Here is a 20,234-nt window from a genome sequence, read left to right on the forward strand (position 1 = left end):
TTCATCGGTTGGGTGCATGGGGATAGAGGCCTGAGACCGTCAGGTCTGACAGCGGCATCCCCCACCAGTTTATTGTTGGCTGTCCGGTAGTCTGGCAGCATCAGAACGGGGCGACGTCTGCCAGGGCTTTGAAGTCAGGAGCTATCACATCGCCTTCTTTCACCACCTGGATGCCTTCAAAGATGATGCGGTCGGTCGGCAGGAGGCCGGAGTCGATCACATAGTGGTTTGGCAGGCGCAGCTTCGTGTCGATGCTTCTCAGCTGAATGCTGTTGTCTGCGTTGAGCATGTACACGCAGGTTTTATGCTGAACTTCAAAGGTGCATTTCTGCGGTATTACGAGGGCGTTCTTCAGCTCCGACTGCACAATCACCTTGCCGCTGGAACCATGCTTGAGGAGATGGTTGGGATTTGGGAAGCTGGCCCGGAAGGCGATGTTTCCGGTGCTTTTGGAAATCACGCTTTCCCAGGTTTCAATCCGGCCTTTGAAAGGATGGATTTCTCCGTTGGCCAGCTCCAGCGCCACACTGCCCTGCACACCGAGGTCCTTGCGCCTGGCCAGCTCCAGATACTCACGCTCGGACACATTGAAATAGGCGTAAACATCTCCGTCATTGGAAATGGATGTGAGCAGATCCCCTTCTGCCACGAGGCTGCCGGTTTTGTTGCGGATCCGGTTGATGATGCCGTCAAACGGCGCGCGCACTTCGGCATAAGAGAGTCTGCGCTCGGCATCGGCGACCGTGGTTTTCGCCTCGTCCACTTTGGCCATGGCCGAGTCCAGCCTTGCCTGGGCCATTTCCAACTCTGAAGTGGCGATGATTTTCTTCTGCAGCAGCAGTTGATTGTTCTGCAGATCTATCTCCGCCATCTTGGCCTCCGCCTGGGCGCTTTTGAGCCGGGCATTGGCCCGCTTCACCTCCTCTTGATAGGAATGACTGCTGATGGTGAATAGCAGCTGTCCTGCAGTGACCCGCTGGCCTTCGTCGACAGAGATTTTTTCGAGGCGGCCGCTTACCCGTGCTTCCAGTTCAATGAAGTTGGAGTTCTGAATGCTTGCGACGTACTCCTGGCCATTCGGCACATCCATCACCACGGCGGAAGTGACAGGAAAGGTTCTTTTAACCTCATGACCGGTTGCGGTGGCACTTTCGTTGCAGGAATTCAATAACAGAAGTAGCGAAAGGCAGATGACTGCTTTCGATCCGGCACATCTTGCGATGATGTATGCATATGAGCTCATGGGGATTTCATTAGGTTTCATCGGACTTTTGTCATCAGCATTTGATGACTTTGGAATCTGATGTGATGTTTGTAACAGGTATCCAAGAGCACTAGCATTTGACGTGCCATCTCTCAATATGCGCTGGCTAGGGCACAACCGGTCTCCGCAGCAACAGATGTCTCCATCATTGATGGGGTGCTGTTTTTAGAGTGCCCGATCATCACCTGACGCGCTTTGACATGCGCGTTTCAAGTTGCTCATTTGCAGGAATTTAAAGATGATGAAAAACATCGGGTGCATGGCACTCAAATGTTTTCAACAAGGCCGGCTGAAACCGGAGTAGTGTCAGCCTCTACTTATTTTGTTAGAGTTCGCTACAGAGGCCCGGCTTTCCTCAGTAAGCGGTGCCTTGCCACTGACTCATGTCCATGTATGGGCACGGTTTACTTACCTCTCAAATCCAGGGCCATTACCCGTTGGCCTGACTTATGCAGCAGATCCTGCGACTGTTGGCGTATATAGAGCAGGCCGTGACTCAGCGCGGGCAGGCTCCAGGTGTTGAGCGCATAAAACGGCTGGGTTTGAGCCAGCACTTTGGCCCCGGACGGAGTCAGATCGAGCCAGTGCAGCGAACCAGTTTCGCCGAGACAAAGGAAGGCACCATCGGCTTTCAGCAAACTCGCACGCAGGATGCTGAGGCGGGTGGGATTGGCACGTCCGGTCAGCTTGCTAAACTCAGCATCTTCCCACTCGATGTGCTGTTCCCATACTTCCGCACCGGTATCCGCATTTACGCAGACAAGGCGCGACTTGGGCTCTGTCTCGCCGTCAATCGCATAGAGATGACCGTCGTGATACACCGGGTTCATCCAGTGGACGCCGAGCTTTCTGGACTGCCAGACTTCCTTCACCTGAAACTCCGCGTCATACTCGACCATCGCACCGCCGAGCGGGCGGCCCTTCGGATACGCCGTGGTGATGAAGGCGCGGTTTTTCTCCGGAATGACGACGGGGGAAGTCCCAATGGCCTGGATGTAGTCCTCACTGCGCCATGGAAATTTCGAATGCAGTTTGCCGCTTGCGGGATCAATGCACATGAGGCCGCCCGTGGCCGGGTCGCTCTCGCCACCGGCATAGATGAGCACCTTCGTCTGTCCATGCAGCTTGACGGGAACGGGAGACGCATAGCTCGCGCCCCAGGAGTCCTCGACAATCCACACGACCTTGCCGCTCTGCAAATCGAAGGCCGCCACACTCACGCCTGCTTCCGCGAGCTTCGTTTTACGGTCGCGCATTCCTTCGTTGTCTTCGATCAGGGCTTTTTTGCCGCCGACATTCACGATCACGCGCCCGTCGAGAATCAGCGGCGTGCCGCCCGCTCCGAAGAAATCCTGAGGCACGTTGTATTCTTTGCGCAGATCATGCTGCCACAATGCCTTGCCGGTTTTTAAATCGAACGCGCGCAACTCGGCAGTCACGCCGAAAGTCACGACGATGCCATTGGCAATCACCGGGCTGCCACGCGGTCCATTGCCGAAGCCATAGCGATCCTGGTACGAGATCGGGTAATCCTGCGACCAGAACCGCTTCCCTGTTTCACGATGCAGGCACTCGATGGTTTCCTTGCCTTCCAGGGCATGGAAGATCACACAGAAGTCGCCGCTGATGGCGGGTGAGTTGTAGGCCTCACCCATCTGAACTTCCCACACTGGCTTCGGGTCGTTCTGGCCCCAGGTCTTGAGCAGATGGGTTTCAGGAGAGTGGGCATCATTCGTGGGGCCGAGCACGCGCGGCCAGTCGCTCGTCTTCGCTTCTGCCGCCAGCGGCTTCGGCGCCGCATGAAAGGTCAGCCGGTCAAACGCCTCCTGCGCAGAGCAGACGTTCAGGGCAAAAAGTAGCAGAAACAGTCTCGACGAATTTTTCATGTCATGCCATGCTAGCCACAGCTGTGAAGAACGCCACTCTCATGAATCCCATGCGTGAACTTGCCTGGCATGAGCGCCAATTTGTGGCGCTCGTGGTGGGAGGTATTCCCGCCTGCCTCATTGGGTTTCTTCTTGGACTCTGGGGAAATGGGATGGGAGGACGGGAGCTCGATCTCGCCACGGTTTTACTGAGGGGCGGCTATTGCTCTGTGTTTCCGGTCATTTTAGCCTGCCTCATGCCGCGTTCCTGGATTCCTCCGGTATTGACCTATTTAGTTGGATTCGGCATGGGATTCGGCAGCTCGGATGGGTTTGCGATGTTTTCAAAAATCATCGTGGCACCTGTTCATTGGTTTGAGGGCAGGCACACGATTATTCAACTACCTCCTTCACATCCTGATCTGCCTTGGATTCTCGGGCTGGCGCTCTGGCTGGCTGGACTGGCGTCCATCTTGCGCGGAAGCCCCCGGTTCGCGGCCATGCTCCGGAGGCTGGAGATCCATCCTGATTGAAGCTGTGGAAGAACCGATAAAGCACAGCAAAAGCCAATGATCGTCCGTTGAGCCGCCTGAATTCCGGCGTATGTGACGGGTGTAACCCCACCCAACCTCATGCTCATTCCGACCTCTTTCCCCACGTCCAACGGCCCTGCTGAATCCAAACCGCTGATTTCCGAGGAGGGCTGGGTCGTGCAGCACCTGTTTTTTACCATTGATCATGGCTACTGGGCGGCGCTGATGCCGGAAGAGCGCCAGGAGCGGCGTGAGAACTTCACACGCACGATTGAGGCCATTCGCAAGCATCCCGGCACGCAGTTGCTCGCGTTTGCCATGGTGTCGCCCAAGTCGGAGCTGGGCTTCATGCTGATCACGCCGGATTTGCACGACTCACAGCGCTTTGAAAAGCAGATCACTCTGGCTCTGGGCCCTGATGTGCTGACGCCTGCCTACAGCTATCTTTCCATGACGGAGTGGACCGAGTACTCACAGAGCGAAGAAGAGTTCAAGGCGCAGATCGAGAAAGCGGAAAACCTGACTCCCGGCACGGAGGCCTTCGACAAGCGTGTGGCGGAATGGAAGGGCCACATGACGAAATATTTCAATGACCGCCTCTATCCGAACATGCCCGACTGGCAGGTCTTCTGTTTCTACCCGATGAGCAAGCGTCGCAGCGTGGGCGCAAACTGGTATGCCAACGATTTTGCCAAGCGTCGTGAACTCATGGGCGGCCACGCCAAGACGGGCCGCAAATACGCCGGCAAGGTGCGCCAGCTCATCTCCGGCTCCACCGGCCTCGACAGCCACGAGTGGGGTGTGACGCTCTTCGCGCACGACATGTTCCAGATCAAAAGCATCGTCTATGAGATGCGCTTTGATGAAGTCACCACCCAGTATGGCGAATTTGGCGACTTCTACATCGGCATCCAGCCACCGACTGGTGAGCTGCTGCAGCGGGTGATGCTGAGTTGATTTTAGCGATTCAGAAACTATCCTCCCTGCATGACAGCCACGCTTCCAGCCCCGGTCGCCGAGATCAAAGGCCGCATCGACGAGCTCTCGAGGGAGGATCGCTTGCTGCTGGACGAGGTTCTTCGTGTAGAAGGCGAAAGCGGCCAATGGGAGGCCATCCCTTGGCCGTGGGAGCTGCTTGAAAAACTCAAAGCAGCTTTGGAACGAGGCGAAAGCAGCGCCATACCCTTGGAGGAAGTCGCAAGCCGACTCCGGGCCCGCAGAGCCGCCCGGCCATGAGAGTCACGGTTGATCTCGCAAATAAGACTGAAATTGAACCTGCGACAGGTGAGCTGCTGCAGCGGGTGATGCTTGCGTGAGGCGAGATTGGGTGCATCTCTCACTTCCTGTGCCAAATCTGCCCCTCACCATCGCCAATCGTCAGTTCAACTCCCGCCTCATGATGGGGACGGGCAAATTCGCCAGCGGTGAGCTGATGCGGGATGCCATCGTGGCCTCGGAGACAGAGATCGTGACCGTGGCACTGCGCCGGGCGGATTTGACCGGCAAGGGGGATCCCTTTGCCAACATCCTCGATTTCATCCCCAAGAACGTCCTGTTGCTGCCAAACACCAGCGGTGCGATGAATGCGGAGGAGGCGGTGCGTCTGGCCCGCCTGGCCGTGGCGGCGGGGCTGCCCAACTGGGTGAAGCTGGAGATCCATCCTGACCCCCGCTACCTGCTGCCAGACCCGATCGAGACGCTCAAGGCGGCTGAAATTCTCGTGAAGGAGGGTTTCATCGTCCTCCCATACATCAATGCCGACCCCGTTTTGGCCCGCCGTCTGCAGGATGTGGGCACGGCTACGGTCATGCCGCTGGGTTCGCCCATCGGCTCGCATCAGGGTATCACGACGCGTCGTCAGATCGAAATCATCATCACCCAGGCCACAGTGCCGGTGGTGGTGGATGCCGGAATTGGGGCACCCAGCCACGCTGCCGAGGCATTTGAGATGGGGGCGGATGCCGTCTTGGTAAATACGGCCATTGCCGTGGCAGCCGACCCAGTCCGGATGGCCAAAGCCTTCAAAATGGCTGTGGAAGCAGGACGCAGCGCCTATGAAATCGGCCTGAGCGAGGGCGCAGCAGAGGCTTCAGCCACCAGCCCGCTGACGACTTTTCTCTACCAGTAAGCAGCTTTGAAAAGGGCTAATTCAGCCTTTCACCAGGTAGGTGAAAGCGATGACGCCGCAGAAAAGCAGACCGGCTGCAAGACACATTCCAGTAAAGATGACCATAATGGTTGGGGATTTAGCGTGAAATAGAGCGTTCGCTAGTAGAAATTTTTTCTTGCGAATGGAGCGCTTTGGGGCAGACTCCACGCCCCTATGGCAAAAACATGCTGGCTCGAGCGCGACAAGCGCAAACGTAAAACCGTCGAAAAGTACGCTAAACTCCGTGCAGAACTCAAGGAGAAAGGCGACTTCGTCGGTCTCTCCATGCTTCCACGTGATGCAAGCCCGACACGTCTCATCAACCGCTGCCGCGTTTCCGGCCGTCGTCGCGCGTTCATTCGCCGCTTCCAGATGTCCCGTATGACCTTCCGCGAACTCGCCTCCCAAGGAATGATCCCCGGGGTGACGAAGTCCAGCTGGTAGAATTCCGTCCGAACTTGCAGCCGGAAATTTTTCTGGCTGCATGGGGGAGGCGGTGCGTTCTTCTCTGATGCCTACCTACTCCTACATCGCTGACGACCCTGAAAAAGGATGCCCTGCTTGCCGCAGAGGCTTTGATCTGCGCCGTCCGCTCAGCAGGCCTGCGCTGGAGGCATGCCCTCTGTGCAGGCAGCCGGTCAAAAAACTCATTTCCGGTTTTAACACGCCGAAGATCACCAAACCCCTCTCAGTTTCCGACGCTAAGGCCGCCGGCTTCACCATCCTCGAAAAACGATGCGATGGAAATTACGAGAAGCTGTGAACGCCTGATCGCGCCGCTCCATGACTCCTTTGCTCGCCAATGCCTCTGCTGAACTCGTTCGCGAGTGGAGTTTCACCGCTGGTGAAGTCTTCTGGCAGGCTGTGATTGTGCTGGTCATCGTACTGCTCAACGCCTTCTTTGTGGCGGCTGAGTTTGCCATCGTCAAAGTCAGGGACAGCCAGCTCACGGCCGCCATCGAAGACGGCATGCGCGGTGCCAAATTTGCGCAGACCGTGACGCGCAATCTGGACGCCTACCTCTCCGCCGGGCAGCTGGGCATCACACTGACCAGCATCGCGCTGGGGATTTTCGGCGAGCCGTTTGTCGCTGTCGTCGTGCAGCCGATGCTGTTTAAAATGGGCATCGTCAACGAGACGGTGATCCGCTGGACGTCCATCGGCATCGCCTATGCCATCGTCACCTTCCTGCACGTCGTGCTTGGCGAGCAGACGCCAAAGGTGGTCGCCATCCGCAAATCCATGCAAACCGCGCTGCTGATCGCGCGCCCGCTGCACCTGTTTTACATCCTGCTGAAGCCGGCCATCTGGATTCTCAGCGCCAGCACCAACCTCGTCCTCCGCTTCCTGGGCATCACGGCCGTTTCCGAGCACGAGATCGCCCACTCTGAAGAAGAGCTGCGCCACATCGTGGCCGAAAGCCAGAAATCCAAGGAAGTGACCGAAACTGAGAAGGACATCCTTCTCAATGCCCTCGCCCTCAATGATCGCTGCGTGCGGGATGTGATGACGCCGCGCAACCAGGTCGTCTCGCTCGATGCGGATGAAACCTTTGAGGCCAATCTCAAGATCGCCATCGATTCCAAGCACACGCGCTATCCGCTTGTGGAAGGGCATCTCGACCACGCCATCGGCACCATTCATATTAAAGATTTGCTCAGCCTCATCGGCAAACCGCAGCCGGATCTGCGCAAGATCAAACGCGAGCTGCAGATGGTGCCGGAGATGATGCCCATCGACAAGCTGCTGCGCTTCTTCCTCGACAAACACGTGCACGTGGCCCTTGCCGTGGATGAATTCGGCGGTGCCGTCGGCATTGTGACGCTGGACAACGTGCTGGAGGAAATCGTGGGCGATATTCAGGACGAATTCGACCATGAAGTCAGCGAGTTCCGTCGCATCAACGACAACGAGTTCACCGTCGAAGGCACCTACAACCTCTACGAATTGGCCGATCAGACCGGCATTGATCTCGACAGCGACGAAGTCACCACCATCGGCGGATACGTCACGCATCTCCTTGGCCATCTGCCCAAGGTGGGCGAAAAAGTGGTCATTGAAGAGTATGAGGTGACCACCACCAAGGCGGACCTCCGGCGTGTGCTGCAGCTGCACTTCAAGCGCCTTTCCACCGTGGCGGAAGAAGCCGCAGCGGCTGATGCTGCGCCAGAAGGCGTGTAAGACGGCTCACACGAAAGCAGCCGCATCCGCGACGAAGGCATCCACATCCGCCTCCGTGGTACGCCATGAGCACATCAGGCGTGAACCGCCGCCGATGAAGCTGTAGAAAACCCAGCCCCGCTCCTTGAGGCCCTCCTTCATCCGGTCCGGCAGCTTGGCAAACACGGCATTGGCATCCACCGGGTAGAGAATCTGTACACCCGGCAGATGGCCGAGTGCATCTGAGAGGCGTCTGGCCAGGGTGTTGCCGTTTTGCGCATGCCTGCGCCAGGTTTCATCACTCAAAATGCGCAGCCACTGCGCCGAGATGAAGCGCATCTTGGAGCAAAGCTGCCCCGCCTGCTTGCAGCGGTAGGCAAACTCCTGGGACAGCTCCTTGTTGAAAAACACCACGGCTTCCGTCACCGCCATGCCAAGCTTCGTGCCGCCGCAGCACAGCACGTCCACCCCGGCTCGCCAGGTGATGTCAGCGGGCGCGCAATTCAATCCGGTCAGCGCATTGAAAAACCGCGCACCATCCATGTGAATCGACAGGCCATGCTGTTTCGCGACAGCGCCAAGGCCCTTGACCTCGCCCGGGCGGTACACCGTGCCCAGCTCTGTGCTCTGGCTGATGCTCAGGGCCCGTGGCTTCGGAAAATGCACGTCGCTGCGGCTGGTCGCCAGACGAACGACATCAGCGGGGTCGAGCTTCCCCAGCGGACTGCGGGCCAGCAGGATCTTCGAGCCGTGGCTGAAAAACTCCGGCGCACCACATTCGTCCGTCTCCACATGAGCCTCCTGCGCGGTGATGATGCTGTGGTAGCTCTGGCACAGCGTGGCGAGCGAGAGCGAGTTCGCCGCCGTGCCGTTGAAGACAAAGTACACATCGCAGTCCGTCTCGAAGAAGCGCCGGAACATTTCGCAGGCCTCGGCAGTGGTCGAGTCGGCCCCATAGCTGGGTTGATAGCCTGCGTTGGCCTCTTCCAGCCCCTGCCAGGCTTCGGGACAAATGCCGGACGTGTTGTCGGAGGCGAAGTGGTATTTCAGTTCAGCGCTCATGCTTTTGCTTTCGGCTTCCCGTGCCATGCAAGTACGATCCCTGCGAGCAGCAGCAGCAGATCGCGCAGGATGAGGTCGCGGTAGTTGGAGGTGGCATCCGCGTGCCCAAAGCAGCCGCAGCGGATGTCGATGCCGCGCCACCATGAGATGCTGATGGTCGCCAGAAAAACCACCAGCGATCCATTCAAGATCAGCAGGCCGCCGGAACGCAGCAGGCCGCTCATGACCGCCAGCCCGGCGAAAATTTCCAGCCACGGCAGGCCCATGGCCAGCCATGCGGCCCAGGGATCTCCCAGCAGATCGAAGCTGCGGATGTCATCGAGAAAGGACATCGGATCCGCCACCTTCAGAATCCCCGCATAAACAAAGACGCCGCCGAAAAAGAAATGAAGGAGAAGTCGCAGCATGGGTTCGCCAAACTTACGGCACCAGTTCCGCCATCGGCAACAAAATGATGACCAGCTTCTTGTCTTCGTAGCTTTCTCCCGGCACCAGCATACCCCGGACGTCCAGTGGGCGCCCCAGCAAAGTGGCAAGCTGAGTGGCAAAACCAGCCTCCGGCGCCTGACCGCCCCCGCCAAAGCTGAGCTGCGCATCATCGTACACACGCATCAATTCACCGCCGTGCAGGACGATGGGGGATTTGTCGCTCGGTGGGAAGCCTTGGATGGAAACCAGGTTCGCCTCTTCCTCACCCAGCAGCTTGGCGGCATGCAGTGGATCGAGTTGGCGCGCCAGATCACCGGGGTCGGTGCGATCAAGAATTTTGGCATTGATCACGGGCGTCTCCGGGCTGCTCAGACGTGGCAGCTTTTCATGCACATGCTTGTACACCGCCAGGGCCACCGCCTTCATGGCCTCCGGGGTCCAGTGACTGTCATGCGAAAAGAACACCGGCTGCCTGTCACGGAATTCCCAAAGCGGCTCCGTCATGTCCAGCAGATTGACGCCCGCCGCTTTCAAATCAGCCAGTCGGCCCGCCTCACCTTTCAAACGCACCACGTCCAGATAGCGGCCGGGGCGGATTTGTTCCGGGTACATCGTGGCACGGTCTGGAATCGTGATCACCAGCAGTGTCGTATCCTGAGCCTTCAGCTGTGATGCCAGCTTGATCAAACCGGACTGCAGGTCGTTGGCTGGGCGTCTGGCATGTGCCAGACGGTCGAGTTCACGCTGGTCAAAGAGCCAGCCTTCACGCCCGAGATAGACGTTTTTGTTGCCTTCATTCAGGCCATGCATCAGCAGCCATTGCAATCCGCTGCGCACCGTTGCCGCCGCCAGATTGGTCTTGGAAGACGTGAACCATGACGCAGCTTCAAACAGCAGCGGCACGGCCAGCATCAGGGCAAACACACGGATGATGTTCCGCGCTGCCTTGGGGCTCAGTTCCGGGTCGGGCGGCACCACGGTCCGCTTCGCAGGGTCGATTCGGGGAAGCGTCGGTTTCATGACATGGGGGCGGCATGCGTCCAGAGCATCGCCACGGCAAAGGTGAAAATGAGAAGGCAGATTGTCGCCTTCCACGGAGCCGGCTCGCGCAGAAAATCGCGCGAATGCGGCAGGCCGATGAGGCAGACCAGTGCCGCAAAAATCGTGAGCACATGAAAATCCGTCCGCACACGCGCCTGCTGAATCAGCGTGGGAATCGTCCGCGTCGGAGGTGCGAACAGCGCCTTCAAATGCAGCCAGGTGTCACCGAACGAAGCCGTTTGCACCAGTGCTCCTATCACGGTGATGACCAGCAGGAGCACAATCAGTCGCAGCCAGTTTCCCCGCGTGAAGCGCCGCAGCGTCAGCACCTCCTGCACCGGTTCCGCCACCTTGAAACCCAACATGCCGCCTAGTCCGGCGATCACATCACCAGCGGAGGTGAAGGCGAAATGCAGGCTGAGCAGCAGCCCCAGAAATCCCATCCACGCCACGCTGGTGCCCAGGCTTTCCGGTCCGCCCCGGAAAGTCATCGTCGCGAGATGCCACAGCGGATCGACCAGCAGCACCCATTTGCCGATTCCCAGGCAAAAGCGCGCGATTCCATTCGCCACGTCATGCGCGGCCGGTCGTGGTTTGACGCACAGGCGCACCGTCAGAGCGACAGGCAGAAGCACAAACAGCAGATGGTGGAGACTGGTCAGCACAAGTATGGAGATGGCGATAGCAAGACGCCCGTCAATCATGGAATCTTGGGGATTGATCCAAGATGGCAGAGGAAGTGGAAAATTACGTCAGTGAAGCGCTTGTTGCTGCGTTTGAGTACTGTCATGCACGACATCGATTCCACCCTCCCCGAGCACCTCATCCGTCGCGATTTCCTAAAGAAGCTCGCGGCTGCAGGCACGGCTGCGTGGATGACCGGCGCACCGCAGGCCATCTGGGCGAAAACGGGAGAGAAGGTCACTCACCCCCCCGCGAAAGCCGACGCCTGCATTCTGCTCTGGATGGCCGGTGGCATGGCCGCACCTGACACCTTTGACCCAAAGCGCTACCTGCCCTTCGAGAAGGGTCTGGAGGTCAAGCGCATGCTCAGCACCTTTCCCGCCATCAATACCAACGTGGATGGCATCAAAATCTGCCAGGGCTTGGAAAACATCGCTAAGGTGATGGACCGCGCCACGCTGATCCGCAGCGCAGTGCAGCCCGACCTCGGCAGCATTCTGCACTCGCGGCACCAGTATCACTGGCACACCGGCTACGTGCCGCCGCAGACAGTGGCATGCCCGCACATCGGCTCATGGATGGCCAAGGTGCTCGGTCCGCGTAATGCCGTGATGCCTGCTTTCATCAACATCGGGCAGCGGCTCGAAGGGGTGGGCGAAAGCGAAGAGCTGAAGGCCTTCACCACCGCCGGATTTTTCGGCAGCGAATTCGGCCCCATGAACCTGCCGTTTCCTGAAGAAGCCGCGCAGTCCGTAAAACCACCGAAGGGCATGGATGCGAATCGTTTCGCCAACCGCGACCGCCTCTTTCGCAAGCTCGTCGATCAAAGCCCGCAGCGTGAGTTTATGAGCGACTACCAGCAGGAGTCCATGCTGCGTAGCATGGACAACGCCTACCGCCTGCTCAGTGCCAAGGAGCGCGAGGCCTTCGACATCACCTTGGAGCCGAAGGAGAGCTACGCCAAGTATGACACCGGCCGCTTTGGCCGTGGCTGCCTGCTTGCCCGCCGATTGGTCGAGGCGGGCACACGTTTCGTCGAGGTGACCACCGAGTACGTGCCCTTCTTCCAATGGGACACGCACAAAGACGGCCACACCACCGTGGACGCCATGCACAAGGAGATTGACCTGCCAATCTCGCAGCTCGTGCGTGATCTGGAGGCAAAGGGCCTGCTGGACCGTACGCTCATCGTCATTGCCAGCGAGTTCAGCCGCGATGCGCTCATGGAAGGCAAGCCCGGCTCCACCGCGAACGATCAGACCACCTTCAAAGTCGATACGCTCAGCGAGATGAAGCACTACGGCCTGCACCGCCATTTCACCGGCGGAACCAGCGTGGTGATGTTCGGTGGTGGCGTGAAGAAAGGCCACCTCTATGGCGAAACCGCCGATGAACGCCCTCTCATTGCCACCAAAAATCCGGTCAGTGTCATGGACCTGCATGCAACTATCATGACGGCCATGGGCATCAGTCCGAAGACGGAATTCGAAATCGAAGGCCGCCCCTTCTACGTGACTGAAGACGGCAAAGGAAAAGCCGTGACGGAAATCTTCGCGTAAAAAGATTGGTGGCGTGGATTTCATCCGTTTAGGCTCTCCCTTCTTCATGAAAGCTCTCCGCCTTTTCTGCCTCAGTGTCACGACTCTCGTCTTGGCTGTTTCCTCATCCATCCATGCCGCCGATGGCGATGACGAGTGGAAGAAGGTCAATGACATCATCGAAGGCATCCGGAATCCCAAGGAGAATCCCCAGACGAGTGAAACGGCGCGCATGATGCTGAAGCACAGCCTGACGGATTTTGATGCCACTTATGCCGCAGCTATGAAGTCGGCGCCCACCAATCCTGCCCGTTGGGATGTGGCTCTATTTGCAGCGATGCTCGGGCATGTGCGTGAGCTTGCCGGCGTCCCTGCGCCTGAGAAGGAAGCCATCAGCCTGGACGACATTGTTAAAGCAGCGGATGCAAAGCCCGAGACGAGATCACAGGCCAGTCTGACGCAGGTCATGCTCGCGTCTGACTCTGCTGTTGCTCCCGGGGGCGACGCTGCTGCGTGGGTCGCCATGGCGGAGAAGCACCTGAAGGCTTTCCCGGAGGAAAAGCTCAACAAGATGGTGGAGGTCAAGCTGCAGGAGGTGAATCTCAAGACCCAGCCGCTGGGCCTGAAGTTCACAGCCGTGGACGGTCGTGCGGTGGATGTGAGCAAGCTGCAGGGCAAGGTCGTCCTCATCGACTTCTGGGCCACCTGGTGCGGGCCCTGCGTCGAGGAACTGCCGACGGTCCTCAAAATTTACAAAGAGCAGCATGCGAAGGGATTTGAGGTCATTGGTGTTTCGCTCGATGCCGACAAAGCAGAACTCGAGGCCTTCCTGAAAGACAAAGGCGTCGAATGGCCGCAGTACTTCGATGGCAAAGGCCCGGAGAACGAGCTGTTCCTCAAGTTCAATCTCGAATCCATCCCCACGATGTGGCTGCTGAACAAGAAGGGCGTGGTCGTGAACATGACTGCCTTTGAGGGGCTGGAGGAGAAGGTGAAGAAACTGCTGGCTGAATAACATGATGATGGCACGTGCCGCATTCATCGGAGTCATTCGCCTTGCCGTGGAGGCCGCCTTTCAGATTGAGGGAAGTGTCATCCTGGCGAGGCGTGACAGGAGTTGAGAGGGGAAGCCGTGATGGAAATCTTCGCGTGAAAAGATTGGTGAGGCTGCGGTCTCCCGTTTAGGTTTGCATATGAACGCGCATCGCCTTCTCCGCATTGGGGTCACGACTTTGGTCCTGGCCGTCTCTTCATTCCTTCATGCTGCCAATGGCGATGCTGAATGGCAAAAAGTGAATGAGATTGTCGAAAGTCTCAAAAATCCGAAGGACAAGCCGCAATCGCGGGATGAAGCGATCGCACTGCTGAAAAAGGGGCTGACTGAGTTCGATTCCGCTCATGCGGCGGCCATGAAGGTCGCGCCGGAAAATCCCTCCCGCTGGGATGCCGCCTTGTTTGAGATGATGGTCGGACGTGCGCGTGAAGTCGCAGGGGTCCCTGCTCCTGAAAAGAAAGCCGTCAGTCTTGAAGATATTCTCAACGCCGCAGACGCCAAACCTGCAACCAAATCGCAGGCCAGCTTGATGAGCGTCATGGAGGCAGCCGACGCCGCCGAAAGCTCTGAAGGGGACGCCGCCGCATGGCTGGCGAAAGCGGAAAAGCATCTGAAAGATTATCCCGCTGAAAAGATGAACAAGGTGGTGGAAGGCAAGATCAAGAGTGTCAAGGCGGCCGCCGACTTGAAGACCAAGCCGCTTGAATTGAAATTCACCGCCGTGGACGGTCGTGAAGTGGATGTGTCAAAACTTCAGGGCAAGGTGGTGCTCATCGACTTCTGGGCCACCTGGTGCGGGCCCTGCGTGGCCGAACTGCCGAACGTGCTCAAGGCCTACAAGGAACTGCACCCGAAGGGGTTTGAAATTGTGGGCATCTCGCTCGACAGCGATAAGGCTGAACTGGAGGCCTTTGTGAAGGAGAAAGGCATGGAATGGCCGCAGTACTTTGATGGCAAAGGCTGGCAGAACGAGATCTCCTCCAAATACGGCATCAATTCGATCCCTGCCATGTGGCTGCTCAATAAGAAGGGCATGGTTGTGAGCACCAATGCACGCGGCGGTCTGGAAGCACAGGTGACCAAACTTCTCGCGGAGTAAGATCATGATCCATCGTCCCGTATTCATGGCGGTCCTGCTGGCTGCTTCGTTGCTTCATGCCCAGGAATCGGGCGTTAAGGTCGAAAAGAACGTCATGGTGGCGATGCGCGATGGCGTGAAGCTCGCCACGGATGTTTACCTGCCTGCGGGCAGCGCCGAAAAGCTGCCTGTCATCCTCACGCGTCTGCCTTACAACAAGGACGGCGCGAAAAGTTTCGGTGAGTACTTTGCGGCGCACGGCTATGCGTTTGTGGCACAGGATACTCGTGGGCGCTATGCCAGCGAGGGCGTCTGGCACTGGATGACCGATGATGGCGTGGATGGTGCCGACTGCGCCGCATGGATCGCCGCACAGCCTTGGGCAAATGGCAAGATCGGCATGGTGGGCACCTCGTATGTCGGCGGTACTCAACACGCGATGGCCATGGAAAAAGTGCCGCAGCTCACCACCGTCATCCCGGTGGATGCCGTGTCCAACATGGGACGGCAGAGCATGCGCAATGCGGGTGCGTTTGAGATGCGCTTCTGGAACTGGATCATGCTCAATGCCGGCAAGGGCAGCAATGCGGCGCTTGATCCTGCGACTCAGAACGAGCTCAAGGAAATGGCGGACCATCGCTGGGATTACCTCTCCCTGCTGCCGTTGCGCCCCGGCTCAACGCCTCTGAAGCTCGCCCCTGAATATGAGGACTGGCTCATCCAGGCCATACGCCACGGCAAGGATGATGCCTTCTGGCGGCAAAACAATATTTTGGCTGATCCCTCGCGCTACAAAGACATGCCGGTCTATTTGGTCGGCGGCTGGTATGACTCATGGGCCGGCAACACCTCGGCGAATTTTCAGGCGCTGTCGAAGACGCTCAAGAGCGATGTCTATCTCATCATGGGCCCATGGATTCACGGCGCGCAGAACAAATCAGCACATGGGCAGGTGGAGTTTGGCGGCGATGCGGCCATTGCGGACCAGCTTGCATGGCGCAAGGAGTGGTTTGATCACTGGATGAAGGGCATCGACAACAGCGTCGGCAAGGCCGCTCCCTTCGCCAAAAAAGTGCGCATCTTCGTCATGGGCACAGGAGATGGCAGCAAGACCAAGGACGGCCTGCTCAATCACGGTGGACAATGGCGTGATGAAAACGAATGGCCTCTGGCGCGAATGAAACCCACCCCGTTCTATCTGCATGCCGAAGGCCTGCTGAGTGACGCGAAGCCCAAGGACGAGCGCGCATCCGTGACCTATGCTTTTGACCCCAAGAACCCGGTGCCCACGCTCGGCGGCAACATTTCTTCCGGAGACGGCATCATGCAGCAGGGTGCGTGGGATCAGCGTGGCAGTGACAAATTCTGGAACTGGACCAAGCCCATCCCGCTGTCCGCCCGCAGTGATGTGCTGGTGTTCCAAACAGCACCGCTAGCCGAAGACACCGAAATCACTGGCGAGATCGAAGTCAAACTCTGGGCTTCCTCCGACGCCCTGGACACGGATTTCACCGCCAAGTTGATCGATGTGTATCCATCCAGCGCCGACTGGCCGCACGGCTTTGATCTCAATCTGGCCGACGGCATCGTCCGCGCCCGCTTTCGTGATTCACTGCAGGAAGAAAAGCTCATGCAGCCCGGCAAGGTTTATCCCTTCACCGTCAAGCTCTACCCCACTAGCAACGTCTTCAAAAAAGGCCACCGCATCCGCGTCGACATCAGCAGCAGCAACTTCCCCCGCTTCGACGTGAACCCCAACACCGGCGAGCCTCTCCAGCAGCATCGCCGCACGGTCATCGCCACGAACACCATTCACTTCGACCGCGAGCACCCCTCCCACATCGTGCTGCCATTGGTGAAGCCGTAGGTCTGGGTAATCGAGTGCGCGCCAGCGTCCTGGAGTGTTCCAGTCCTCTGGAGCTTTTCGCTGGCCATGGAACGTTCGAAAGCGCCGGAGGACCGGCGCACTCCAAGACGCTCCGCGCTGCGTCACACTCCCAGCGCCTCGCGCAGGATGCTCATGCTCGCATTCCCGCCCGTGAGCACACACGCCACACGTTTGCCCTGCCATGTGTCGCGTTGCTTCTTCAGCGCAGCATACGCCAGAGCGCCCGCGCCTTCGGCGATGTTATGCGTTCCCTGAATGATCTCACGCATCGCAGTGACGGTCTCATCATCACTTACTGTGACGATATCATGGGCATAACGCATCACATGCTCCAGCGCATCCCGGTTCGGCGTTTTGCAGGCCACTCCCTCCGCCACTCGCGTCATGCTCGTTTGTTCGACAAACTGCCGCTGCTGAAACGACAAGGCATACGCCGGGGCATGTTCGGATACGACGCCGATGATCTTCGTCTTCAATCCCAGCGCCTCCCTTGCCGCCGTAACACCGCAGAATCCAGACCCCAGCCCGATCGGCACAAACACCACATCCAGATCCTTCACCGCGTGAAACAGCTCCAGCCCATACGTCGCCACACCCCGTACCAGCCACGGATGAAATGACGGCACCGCATGCAGCCCTTCCTTCACGGCGAGCTCACGCGAGTACTCCAGCGCCTCCTGAAACTCCCGCCCATGCTCCACCAGCTCCGCACCCAGCGATTTCATCGCAGCATTCTTCTCTGGATTGTTTCCATGCGGCACCACGATCACCGCACGCAGGCCGTTCAGCCTCGCCGCAAACGCAATCGACTGCCCATGATTCCCCGTCGTCGCCGCGATCACCCCGCGCACCTCCGGCTGCTGACGTTTCAGCTCGTCCATATAGACCAGCCCGCCGCGAATTTTGAAGGCCCCAACGGGCGTGTGGTTTTCATGCTTCAACCACAGATCGCAGCTTTGGCCCGCTTCGAGCAGAGGCCAGCGGTACGCCGGTGTTTCGTGAATGTGGGGGCGAATGAGCGCCTTGGCGGCTTCGATTTCGCTGAGGGTCGGCAGTGGCTCCATCTTTCATGGCTAGGCACGAACTCCGAAAAGGCAAGCCCGCAGCCGACGTTATGAGCGGCACCATGAACACGCCTGCCACTTCCCGTCGTCGTTTCCTTCAGACCTCCCTTGCCGGAGCCATTTCCATGCCCGCCTGGGCAGCGCCGCTCGGGGCCAACGGAGATGTGCGTGTCGCGGTGATCGGTTTTCGTGGTCGTGGCGGCGGCCATATCAAGGAACTGCTCAAAGTTCCCGGCGTGCGCTTGGTGGCCCTGTGCGATGTCGATTCCGCCGTCGTGGACAAGAAAGTGGCCGAGCTAGCCAAGCAGAACATCACCGTCAAAACCTACCGTGACTTCCGCGAGTGCTGCGCGGACAAGGACATCGATGCCGTGACCATCGCCACGCCAAACCACAGCCATGTGCTCATCGCGCTCACGGCCTTGCAGCATGGCAAGCACGTCTATGTGGAAAAACCCGTCTGCCACAATCTCATTGAAGGCAGCAAGCTCATGGCGGCTGCCACCAAAGCAGCAGCGAAAGGCATCATCGTGCAGCACGGCATGCAGCGCCGCTCCGACCTCGGCTGGGCTGCTGCGATGGCATGGGTGAATGAAGGCCACATCGGTAAAAAGAAGCTCTCCCATGCGCTCGTCCACGGTCTGCGCCTCAGCATTGACAAGGTGGATGCCGCCCAGCCGCCGCCCGCCACGGTGGATTACAAGCTGTGGTCTTCTCCGCGCCCTGAGATGCCCATCATGCGCAAGCAGTTCCACTACGACTGGCATTGGCAGTGGCCCTATGGCAACGGCGACATCGGCAATCAGGGGCCGCATCAGTATGACGTGGCCCGCTGGGCGCTCAACGATCCCGCCACGCTGCCGCAGCGTGTGATGAGCCTCGGCCATCGCTGGGGCTATGTGGATGACGGCCAGACGGCGAACTGCCAGCTCGCCTTCCACCCTTATGAGCCCGTGCCTCTGCTCATGGACATGTTTGGCCTGCCCACAAAGAACATGGATCAAAAAACCGGCGAACCGCCCTACAAGGGCATCCGCACCGGTAACATCATCCACTGTGAAGGCGGCTACGTCGCGGAGTCCAAGGCGTACGACAACGAGGGCAAGACCATCACGAAATTTGAGAACTTCCTCACCGGCCCGGATCACATGAAAAACTTCATCGATTCCGTGCGCGCCGGTAAATACACCAAGGACGTGCTGCACATCCGCCACGGTCAGCAGGCCGCCGCACTGGCGAACCTTGCGAACACTTCCTACCGCCTTGGCAAAGCCATGAAGAACGAGGAGATCAAAGAGCGTCTGCAGGGAGATAAGTTCGGCCAGGCCATTTTTGCAGACATGCTCGCCACGCTTGCCGCGAATCAAATCAACACGGAAGTCGAGCAGGTGGTCGTCGGCCCATGGCTCGATTTCGATCCGGTCAAAGAGGTTTTCACCGGCGAGTTTGCCGCTGAGGCCAACAAGCTGGCACAGGAGGAATACGCCGCCGGATTTGAACTGCCGGAAGTGTGATCCTCACCTCAGCGTGTGCTGCCGTCGAAAATCCTTCGGCGACATCCCCACCACCTGCTTGAAGCGCCGCGAGAAATGGAACGCGTCATGAAAGCCGAGATCACCCGCGATCTGGGCCAGCGTGTGGCTGCTCTCCAGCAGCCTGGAACACGCACGCAGCACAATCGCGTCCGCACGGAATTCGCCAGGACTTTTGCCAGTCAACTGCACAAAGCGTTTCCGAAAAGCACTGTAGGACATGCCCAGAGAAGCCGCGATTTCTTCCAGCGATGGCGCTCCCAGTTTGCCGTCTGCCAGCATGCGCTCTGCTGTCTCCCGCCACTGCAGGGTCTCCGTCGTCTGGTGCTGTGAGGCATCAAATTGAAGAGCATCGGCCAGCCACTGCTGGAAGTGGCAGAGGCGTGACAGAGCCGTCTCATGGGGCGCATCCGGTGGTGGTTCGAGGATACGGCGCAGCCGGTTCGTCCAGTAGGGCAGGGGGCTGAGCTCCAGCACGCGGCTGCGATCTCCGGGGTATCCGGCAGACTGCCAGGCATCGAAGATGCTGCCATTGAACCACAGGAACAGCTCACTCCAGCGCTCGCCCTCTTGAGGGCCGTAGCTTTGATTGATGCCAGGCTTTGACCACACCAGCGTGCCGGGCTGCAGCGCACAGCGCACGCCCGTGTCGTCCATGTAATCCGCCATGCCCTCAAGTGTCAAAACCAGCAGGTAGTGCGGCGTGGGGCGCAGGTAATGCGGTGGCGGTGCATGCGCATAAGTGGCCTGGCTGTTCCACTTGGTTCCCGCGTAAACGATTTGCCCCAGATCACAGTGCATGGGCCGCGTCGCGTTCATGTTCCAGGGACCTGGAATGTTGAAGTAGAGATTGGGATCGCGCTCCTCGGCCATGTCAAAATCTACATGCATGA

At 58.6% G+C, this 20,234-nt stretch carries 20 protein-coding genes; 12 read left to right on the forward strand and 8 right to left on the reverse strand.

Going from position 1 to position 20,234, the window contains the following annotated elements:
- Positions 1 to 100: 100 nt before the first annotated feature.
- The gene (locus AC24GY_RS01230) at positions 101 to 1,243 is read right to left on the reverse strand and encodes an efflux RND transporter periplasmic adaptor subunit (protein ID WP_422322173.1); all 1,143 of its coding nucleotides are present in this window, start codon (positions 1,241 to 1,243) and stop codon (positions 101 to 103) included.
- Positions 1,244 to 1,668: 425 nt separating this feature from the next.
- Entirely contained in the window at positions 1,669 to 3,150 is a 1,482-nt protein-coding gene (locus tag AC24GY_RS01235; RefSeq protein WP_487679601.1) for an outer membrane protein assembly factor BamB family protein, read from the reverse strand.
- Between the two features lie 41 nt (positions 3,151 to 3,191).
- On the opposite strand from AC24GY_RS01235, the gene AC24GY_RS01240 reads away from it, so the two are divergent.
- The 7 genes from AC24GY_RS01240 (at position 3,192) to AC24GY_RS01270 (ending at position 7,992) form a co-directional block, all read left to right on the forward strand.
- On the forward strand, positions 3,192 to 3,662 hold the full coding sequence (locus tag AC24GY_RS01240) for a hypothetical protein (RefSeq protein ID WP_487679603.1): 471 nt from the start codon (positions 3,192 to 3,194) through the stop codon (positions 3,660 to 3,662).
- Positions 3,663 to 3,761: 99 nt separating this feature from the next.
- Positions 3,762 to 4,619, forward strand: coding sequence for a chlorite dismutase family protein (locus tag AC24GY_RS01245; protein ID WP_487679605.1), 858 nt, complete (start codon positions 3,762 to 3,764; stop codon positions 4,617 to 4,619).
- Between the two features lie 30 nt (positions 4,620 to 4,649).
- The gene (locus AC24GY_RS01250) at positions 4,650 to 4,898 is read left to right on the forward strand and encodes a hypothetical protein (RefSeq protein ID WP_487679607.1); all 249 of its coding nucleotides are present in this window, start codon (positions 4,650 to 4,652) and stop codon (positions 4,896 to 4,898) included.
- 109 nt (positions 4,899 to 5,007) lie between these two features.
- Positions 5,008 to 5,790: a thiazole synthase gene (locus AC24GY_RS01255; RefSeq protein ID WP_487679609.1), complete on the forward strand. Its 783-nt coding sequence runs from the start codon at positions 5,008 to 5,010 to the stop codon at positions 5,788 to 5,790.
- Positions 5,791 to 5,985: 195 nt separating this feature from the next.
- Positions 5,986 to 6,255, forward strand: a complete 270-nt coding sequence (gene rpsN, locus AC24GY_RS01260) for a 30S ribosomal protein S14 (RefSeq protein ID WP_395730845.1) — start codon at positions 5,986 to 5,988, stop codon at positions 6,253 to 6,255.
- Positions 6,256 to 6,322: 67 nt separating this feature from the next.
- Complete coding sequence (locus AC24GY_RS01265; protein WP_300932566.1) at positions 6,323 to 6,574, forward strand: zinc ribbon domain-containing protein; 252 nt, start codon at positions 6,323 to 6,325, stop codon at positions 6,572 to 6,574.
- A 20-nt stretch (positions 6,575 to 6,594) separates the two neighbouring features.
- Positions 6,595 to 7,992, forward strand: a complete 1,398-nt coding sequence (locus tag AC24GY_RS01270; protein WP_487679612.1) for a hemolysin family protein — start codon at positions 6,595 to 6,597, stop codon at positions 7,990 to 7,992.
- A 6-nt stretch (positions 7,993 to 7,998) separates the two neighbouring features.
- Here the strand turns inward: AC24GY_RS01270 and AC24GY_RS01275 are convergent, their stop codons facing one another.
- From AC24GY_RS01275 to AC24GY_RS01290, 4 genes are read right to left on the reverse strand one after another with little or no spacing between them, the layout of a single operon-like run.
- Complete coding sequence (locus AC24GY_RS01275; protein WP_487679613.1) at positions 7,999 to 9,033, reverse strand: threonine aldolase family protein; 1,035 nt, start codon at positions 9,031 to 9,033, stop codon at positions 7,999 to 8,001.
- The gene (locus tag AC24GY_RS01280) at positions 9,030 to 9,440 is read right to left on the reverse strand and encodes a MauE/DoxX family redox-associated membrane protein (RefSeq protein WP_487679615.1); all 411 of its coding nucleotides are present in this window, start codon (positions 9,438 to 9,440) and stop codon (positions 9,030 to 9,032) included. The genes AC24GY_RS01275 and AC24GY_RS01280 overlap by 4 nt, the downstream gene beginning before the upstream one ends.
- A 13-nt stretch (positions 9,441 to 9,453) precedes the next feature.
- Positions 9,454 to 10,482, reverse strand: a complete 1,029-nt coding sequence (locus AC24GY_RS01285) for an alginate O-acetyltransferase AlgX-related protein (RefSeq protein ID WP_487679617.1) — start codon at positions 10,480 to 10,482, stop codon at positions 9,454 to 9,456.
- Complete coding sequence (locus tag AC24GY_RS01290) at positions 10,479 to 11,207, reverse strand: hypothetical protein (RefSeq protein ID WP_487679619.1); 729 nt, start codon at positions 11,205 to 11,207, stop codon at positions 10,479 to 10,481. The genes AC24GY_RS01285 and AC24GY_RS01290 overlap by 4 nt, the downstream gene beginning before the upstream one ends.
- Positions 11,208 to 11,291: 84 nt before the next feature.
- Between AC24GY_RS01290 and AC24GY_RS01295 the strand changes: the two genes are divergently transcribed.
- The 4 genes from AC24GY_RS01295 to AC24GY_RS01310 all read left to right on the forward strand — a co-directional run bounded on the left by AC24GY_RS01295 (position 11,292) and on the right by AC24GY_RS01310 (position 16,724).
- Positions 11,292 to 12,746 (forward strand): DUF1501 domain-containing protein, encoded by a 1,455-nt coding sequence (locus AC24GY_RS01295; RefSeq protein WP_487679621.1) that lies wholly within the window; start codon positions 11,292 to 11,294, stop codon positions 12,744 to 12,746.
- 46 nt (positions 12,747 to 12,792) lie between these two features.
- Positions 12,793 to 13,740 (forward strand): TlpA family protein disulfide reductase, encoded by a 948-nt coding sequence (locus tag AC24GY_RS01300; protein ID WP_487679623.1) that lies wholly within the window; start codon positions 12,793 to 12,795, stop codon positions 13,738 to 13,740.
- Positions 13,741 to 13,918: 178 nt separating this feature from the next.
- On the forward strand, positions 13,919 to 14,878 hold the full coding sequence (locus AC24GY_RS01305) for a TlpA family protein disulfide reductase (RefSeq protein WP_487679625.1): 960 nt from the start codon (positions 13,919 to 13,921) through the stop codon (positions 14,876 to 14,878).
- A 4-nt stretch (positions 14,879 to 14,882) separates the two neighbouring features.
- Positions 14,883 to 16,724, forward strand: a complete 1,842-nt coding sequence (locus AC24GY_RS01310) for a CocE/NonD family hydrolase (RefSeq protein WP_487679627.1) — start codon at positions 14,883 to 14,885, stop codon at positions 16,722 to 16,724.
- A gap of 122 nt (positions 16,725 to 16,846) precedes the next feature.
- On the opposite strand, the gene AC24GY_RS01315 is transcribed toward AC24GY_RS01310, so the two are convergent.
- Positions 16,847 to 17,800 carry a threonine dehydratase gene (locus AC24GY_RS01315; protein WP_487680147.1) on the reverse strand — a complete coding sequence of 318 codons (954 nt, stop codon included), beginning with the start codon at positions 17,798 to 17,800 and terminating at the stop codon, positions 16,847 to 16,849.
- 71 nt (positions 17,801 to 17,871) lie between these two features.
- Here AC24GY_RS01315 and AC24GY_RS01320 point away from each other — a divergent pair, with 71 nt between their 5' ends.
- Positions 17,872 to 19,323, forward strand: a complete 1,452-nt coding sequence (locus AC24GY_RS01320) for a Gfo/Idh/MocA family protein (protein ID WP_487679629.1) — start codon at positions 17,872 to 17,874, stop codon at positions 19,321 to 19,323.
- A gap of 3 nt (positions 19,324 to 19,326) precedes the next feature.
- On the opposite strand, the gene AC24GY_RS01325 is transcribed toward AC24GY_RS01320, so the two are convergent.
- The gene (locus AC24GY_RS01325; protein ID WP_487679631.1) at positions 19,327 to 20,232 is read right to left on the reverse strand and encodes a helix-turn-helix domain-containing protein; all 906 of its coding nucleotides are present in this window, start codon (positions 20,230 to 20,232) and stop codon (positions 19,327 to 19,329) included.
- Positions 20,233 to 20,234 lie beyond the last annotated feature (2 nt).

The organism is Prosthecobacter sp. Pr1, assembly GCF_057652315.1.

Excerpts from the sequence above, each read along its gene's own strand:
- AC24GY_RS01230 (WP_422322173.1), bottom strand. The coding sequence starts at position 1,243 with ATGAGCTCATATGCATACATCATCGCAAGATGTGCCGGATCGAAAGCA.
- AC24GY_RS01235 (WP_487679601.1), bottom strand. The coding sequence starts at position 3,150 with ATGAAAAATTCGTCGAGACTGTTTCTGCTACTTTTTGCCCTGAACGTC.
- AC24GY_RS01240 (WP_487679603.1), top strand. The coding sequence starts at position 3,192 with ATGAATCCCATGCGTGAACTTGCCTGGCATGAGCGCCAATTTGTGGCG.
- AC24GY_RS01245 (WP_487679605.1), top strand. The coding sequence starts at position 3,762 with ATGCTCATTCCGACCTCTTTCCCCACGTCCAACGGCCCTGCTGAATCC.
- AC24GY_RS01250 (WP_487679607.1), top strand. The coding sequence starts at position 4,650 with ATGACAGCCACGCTTCCAGCCCCGGTCGCCGAGATCAAAGGCCGCATC.
- rpsN (WP_395730845.1), top strand. The coding sequence starts at position 5,986 with ATGGCAAAAACATGCTGGCTCGAGCGCGACAAGCGCAAACGTAAAACC.
- AC24GY_RS01265 (WP_300932566.1), top strand. The coding sequence starts at position 6,323 with ATGCCTACCTACTCCTACATCGCTGACGACCCTGAAAAAGGATGCCCT.
- AC24GY_RS01270 (WP_487679612.1), top strand. The coding sequence starts at position 6,595 with ATGACTCCTTTGCTCGCCAATGCCTCTGCTGAACTCGTTCGCGAGTGG.
- AC24GY_RS01275 (WP_487679613.1), bottom strand. The coding sequence starts at position 9,033 with ATGAGCGCTGAACTGAAATACCACTTCGCCTCCGACAACACGTCCGGC.
- AC24GY_RS01280 (WP_487679615.1), bottom strand. The coding sequence starts at position 9,440 with ATGCTGCGACTTCTCCTTCATTTCTTTTTCGGCGGCGTCTTTGTTTAT.
- AC24GY_RS01285 (WP_487679617.1), bottom strand. The coding sequence starts at position 10,482 with ATGAAACCGACGCTTCCCCGAATCGACCCTGCGAAGCGGACCGTGGTG.
- AC24GY_RS01290 (WP_487679619.1), bottom strand. The coding sequence starts at position 11,207 with ATGATTGACGGGCGTCTTGCTATCGCCATCTCCATACTTGTGCTGACC.
- AC24GY_RS01295 (WP_487679621.1), top strand. The coding sequence starts at position 11,292 with ATGCACGACATCGATTCCACCCTCCCCGAGCACCTCATCCGTCGCGAT.
- AC24GY_RS01300 (WP_487679623.1), top strand. The coding sequence starts at position 12,793 with ATGAAAGCTCTCCGCCTTTTCTGCCTCAGTGTCACGACTCTCGTCTTG.
- AC24GY_RS01305 (WP_487679625.1), top strand. The coding sequence starts at position 13,919 with ATGAACGCGCATCGCCTTCTCCGCATTGGGGTCACGACTTTGGTCCTG.
- AC24GY_RS01310 (WP_487679627.1), top strand. The coding sequence starts at position 14,883 with ATGATCCATCGTCCCGTATTCATGGCGGTCCTGCTGGCTGCTTCGTTG.
- AC24GY_RS01320 (WP_487679629.1), top strand. The coding sequence starts at position 17,872 with ATGAACACGCCTGCCACTTCCCGTCGTCGTTTCCTTCAGACCTCCCTT.
- AC24GY_RS01325 (WP_487679631.1), bottom strand. The coding sequence starts at position 20,232 with ATGCATGTAGATTTTGACATGGCCGAGGAGCGCGATCCCAATCTCTAC.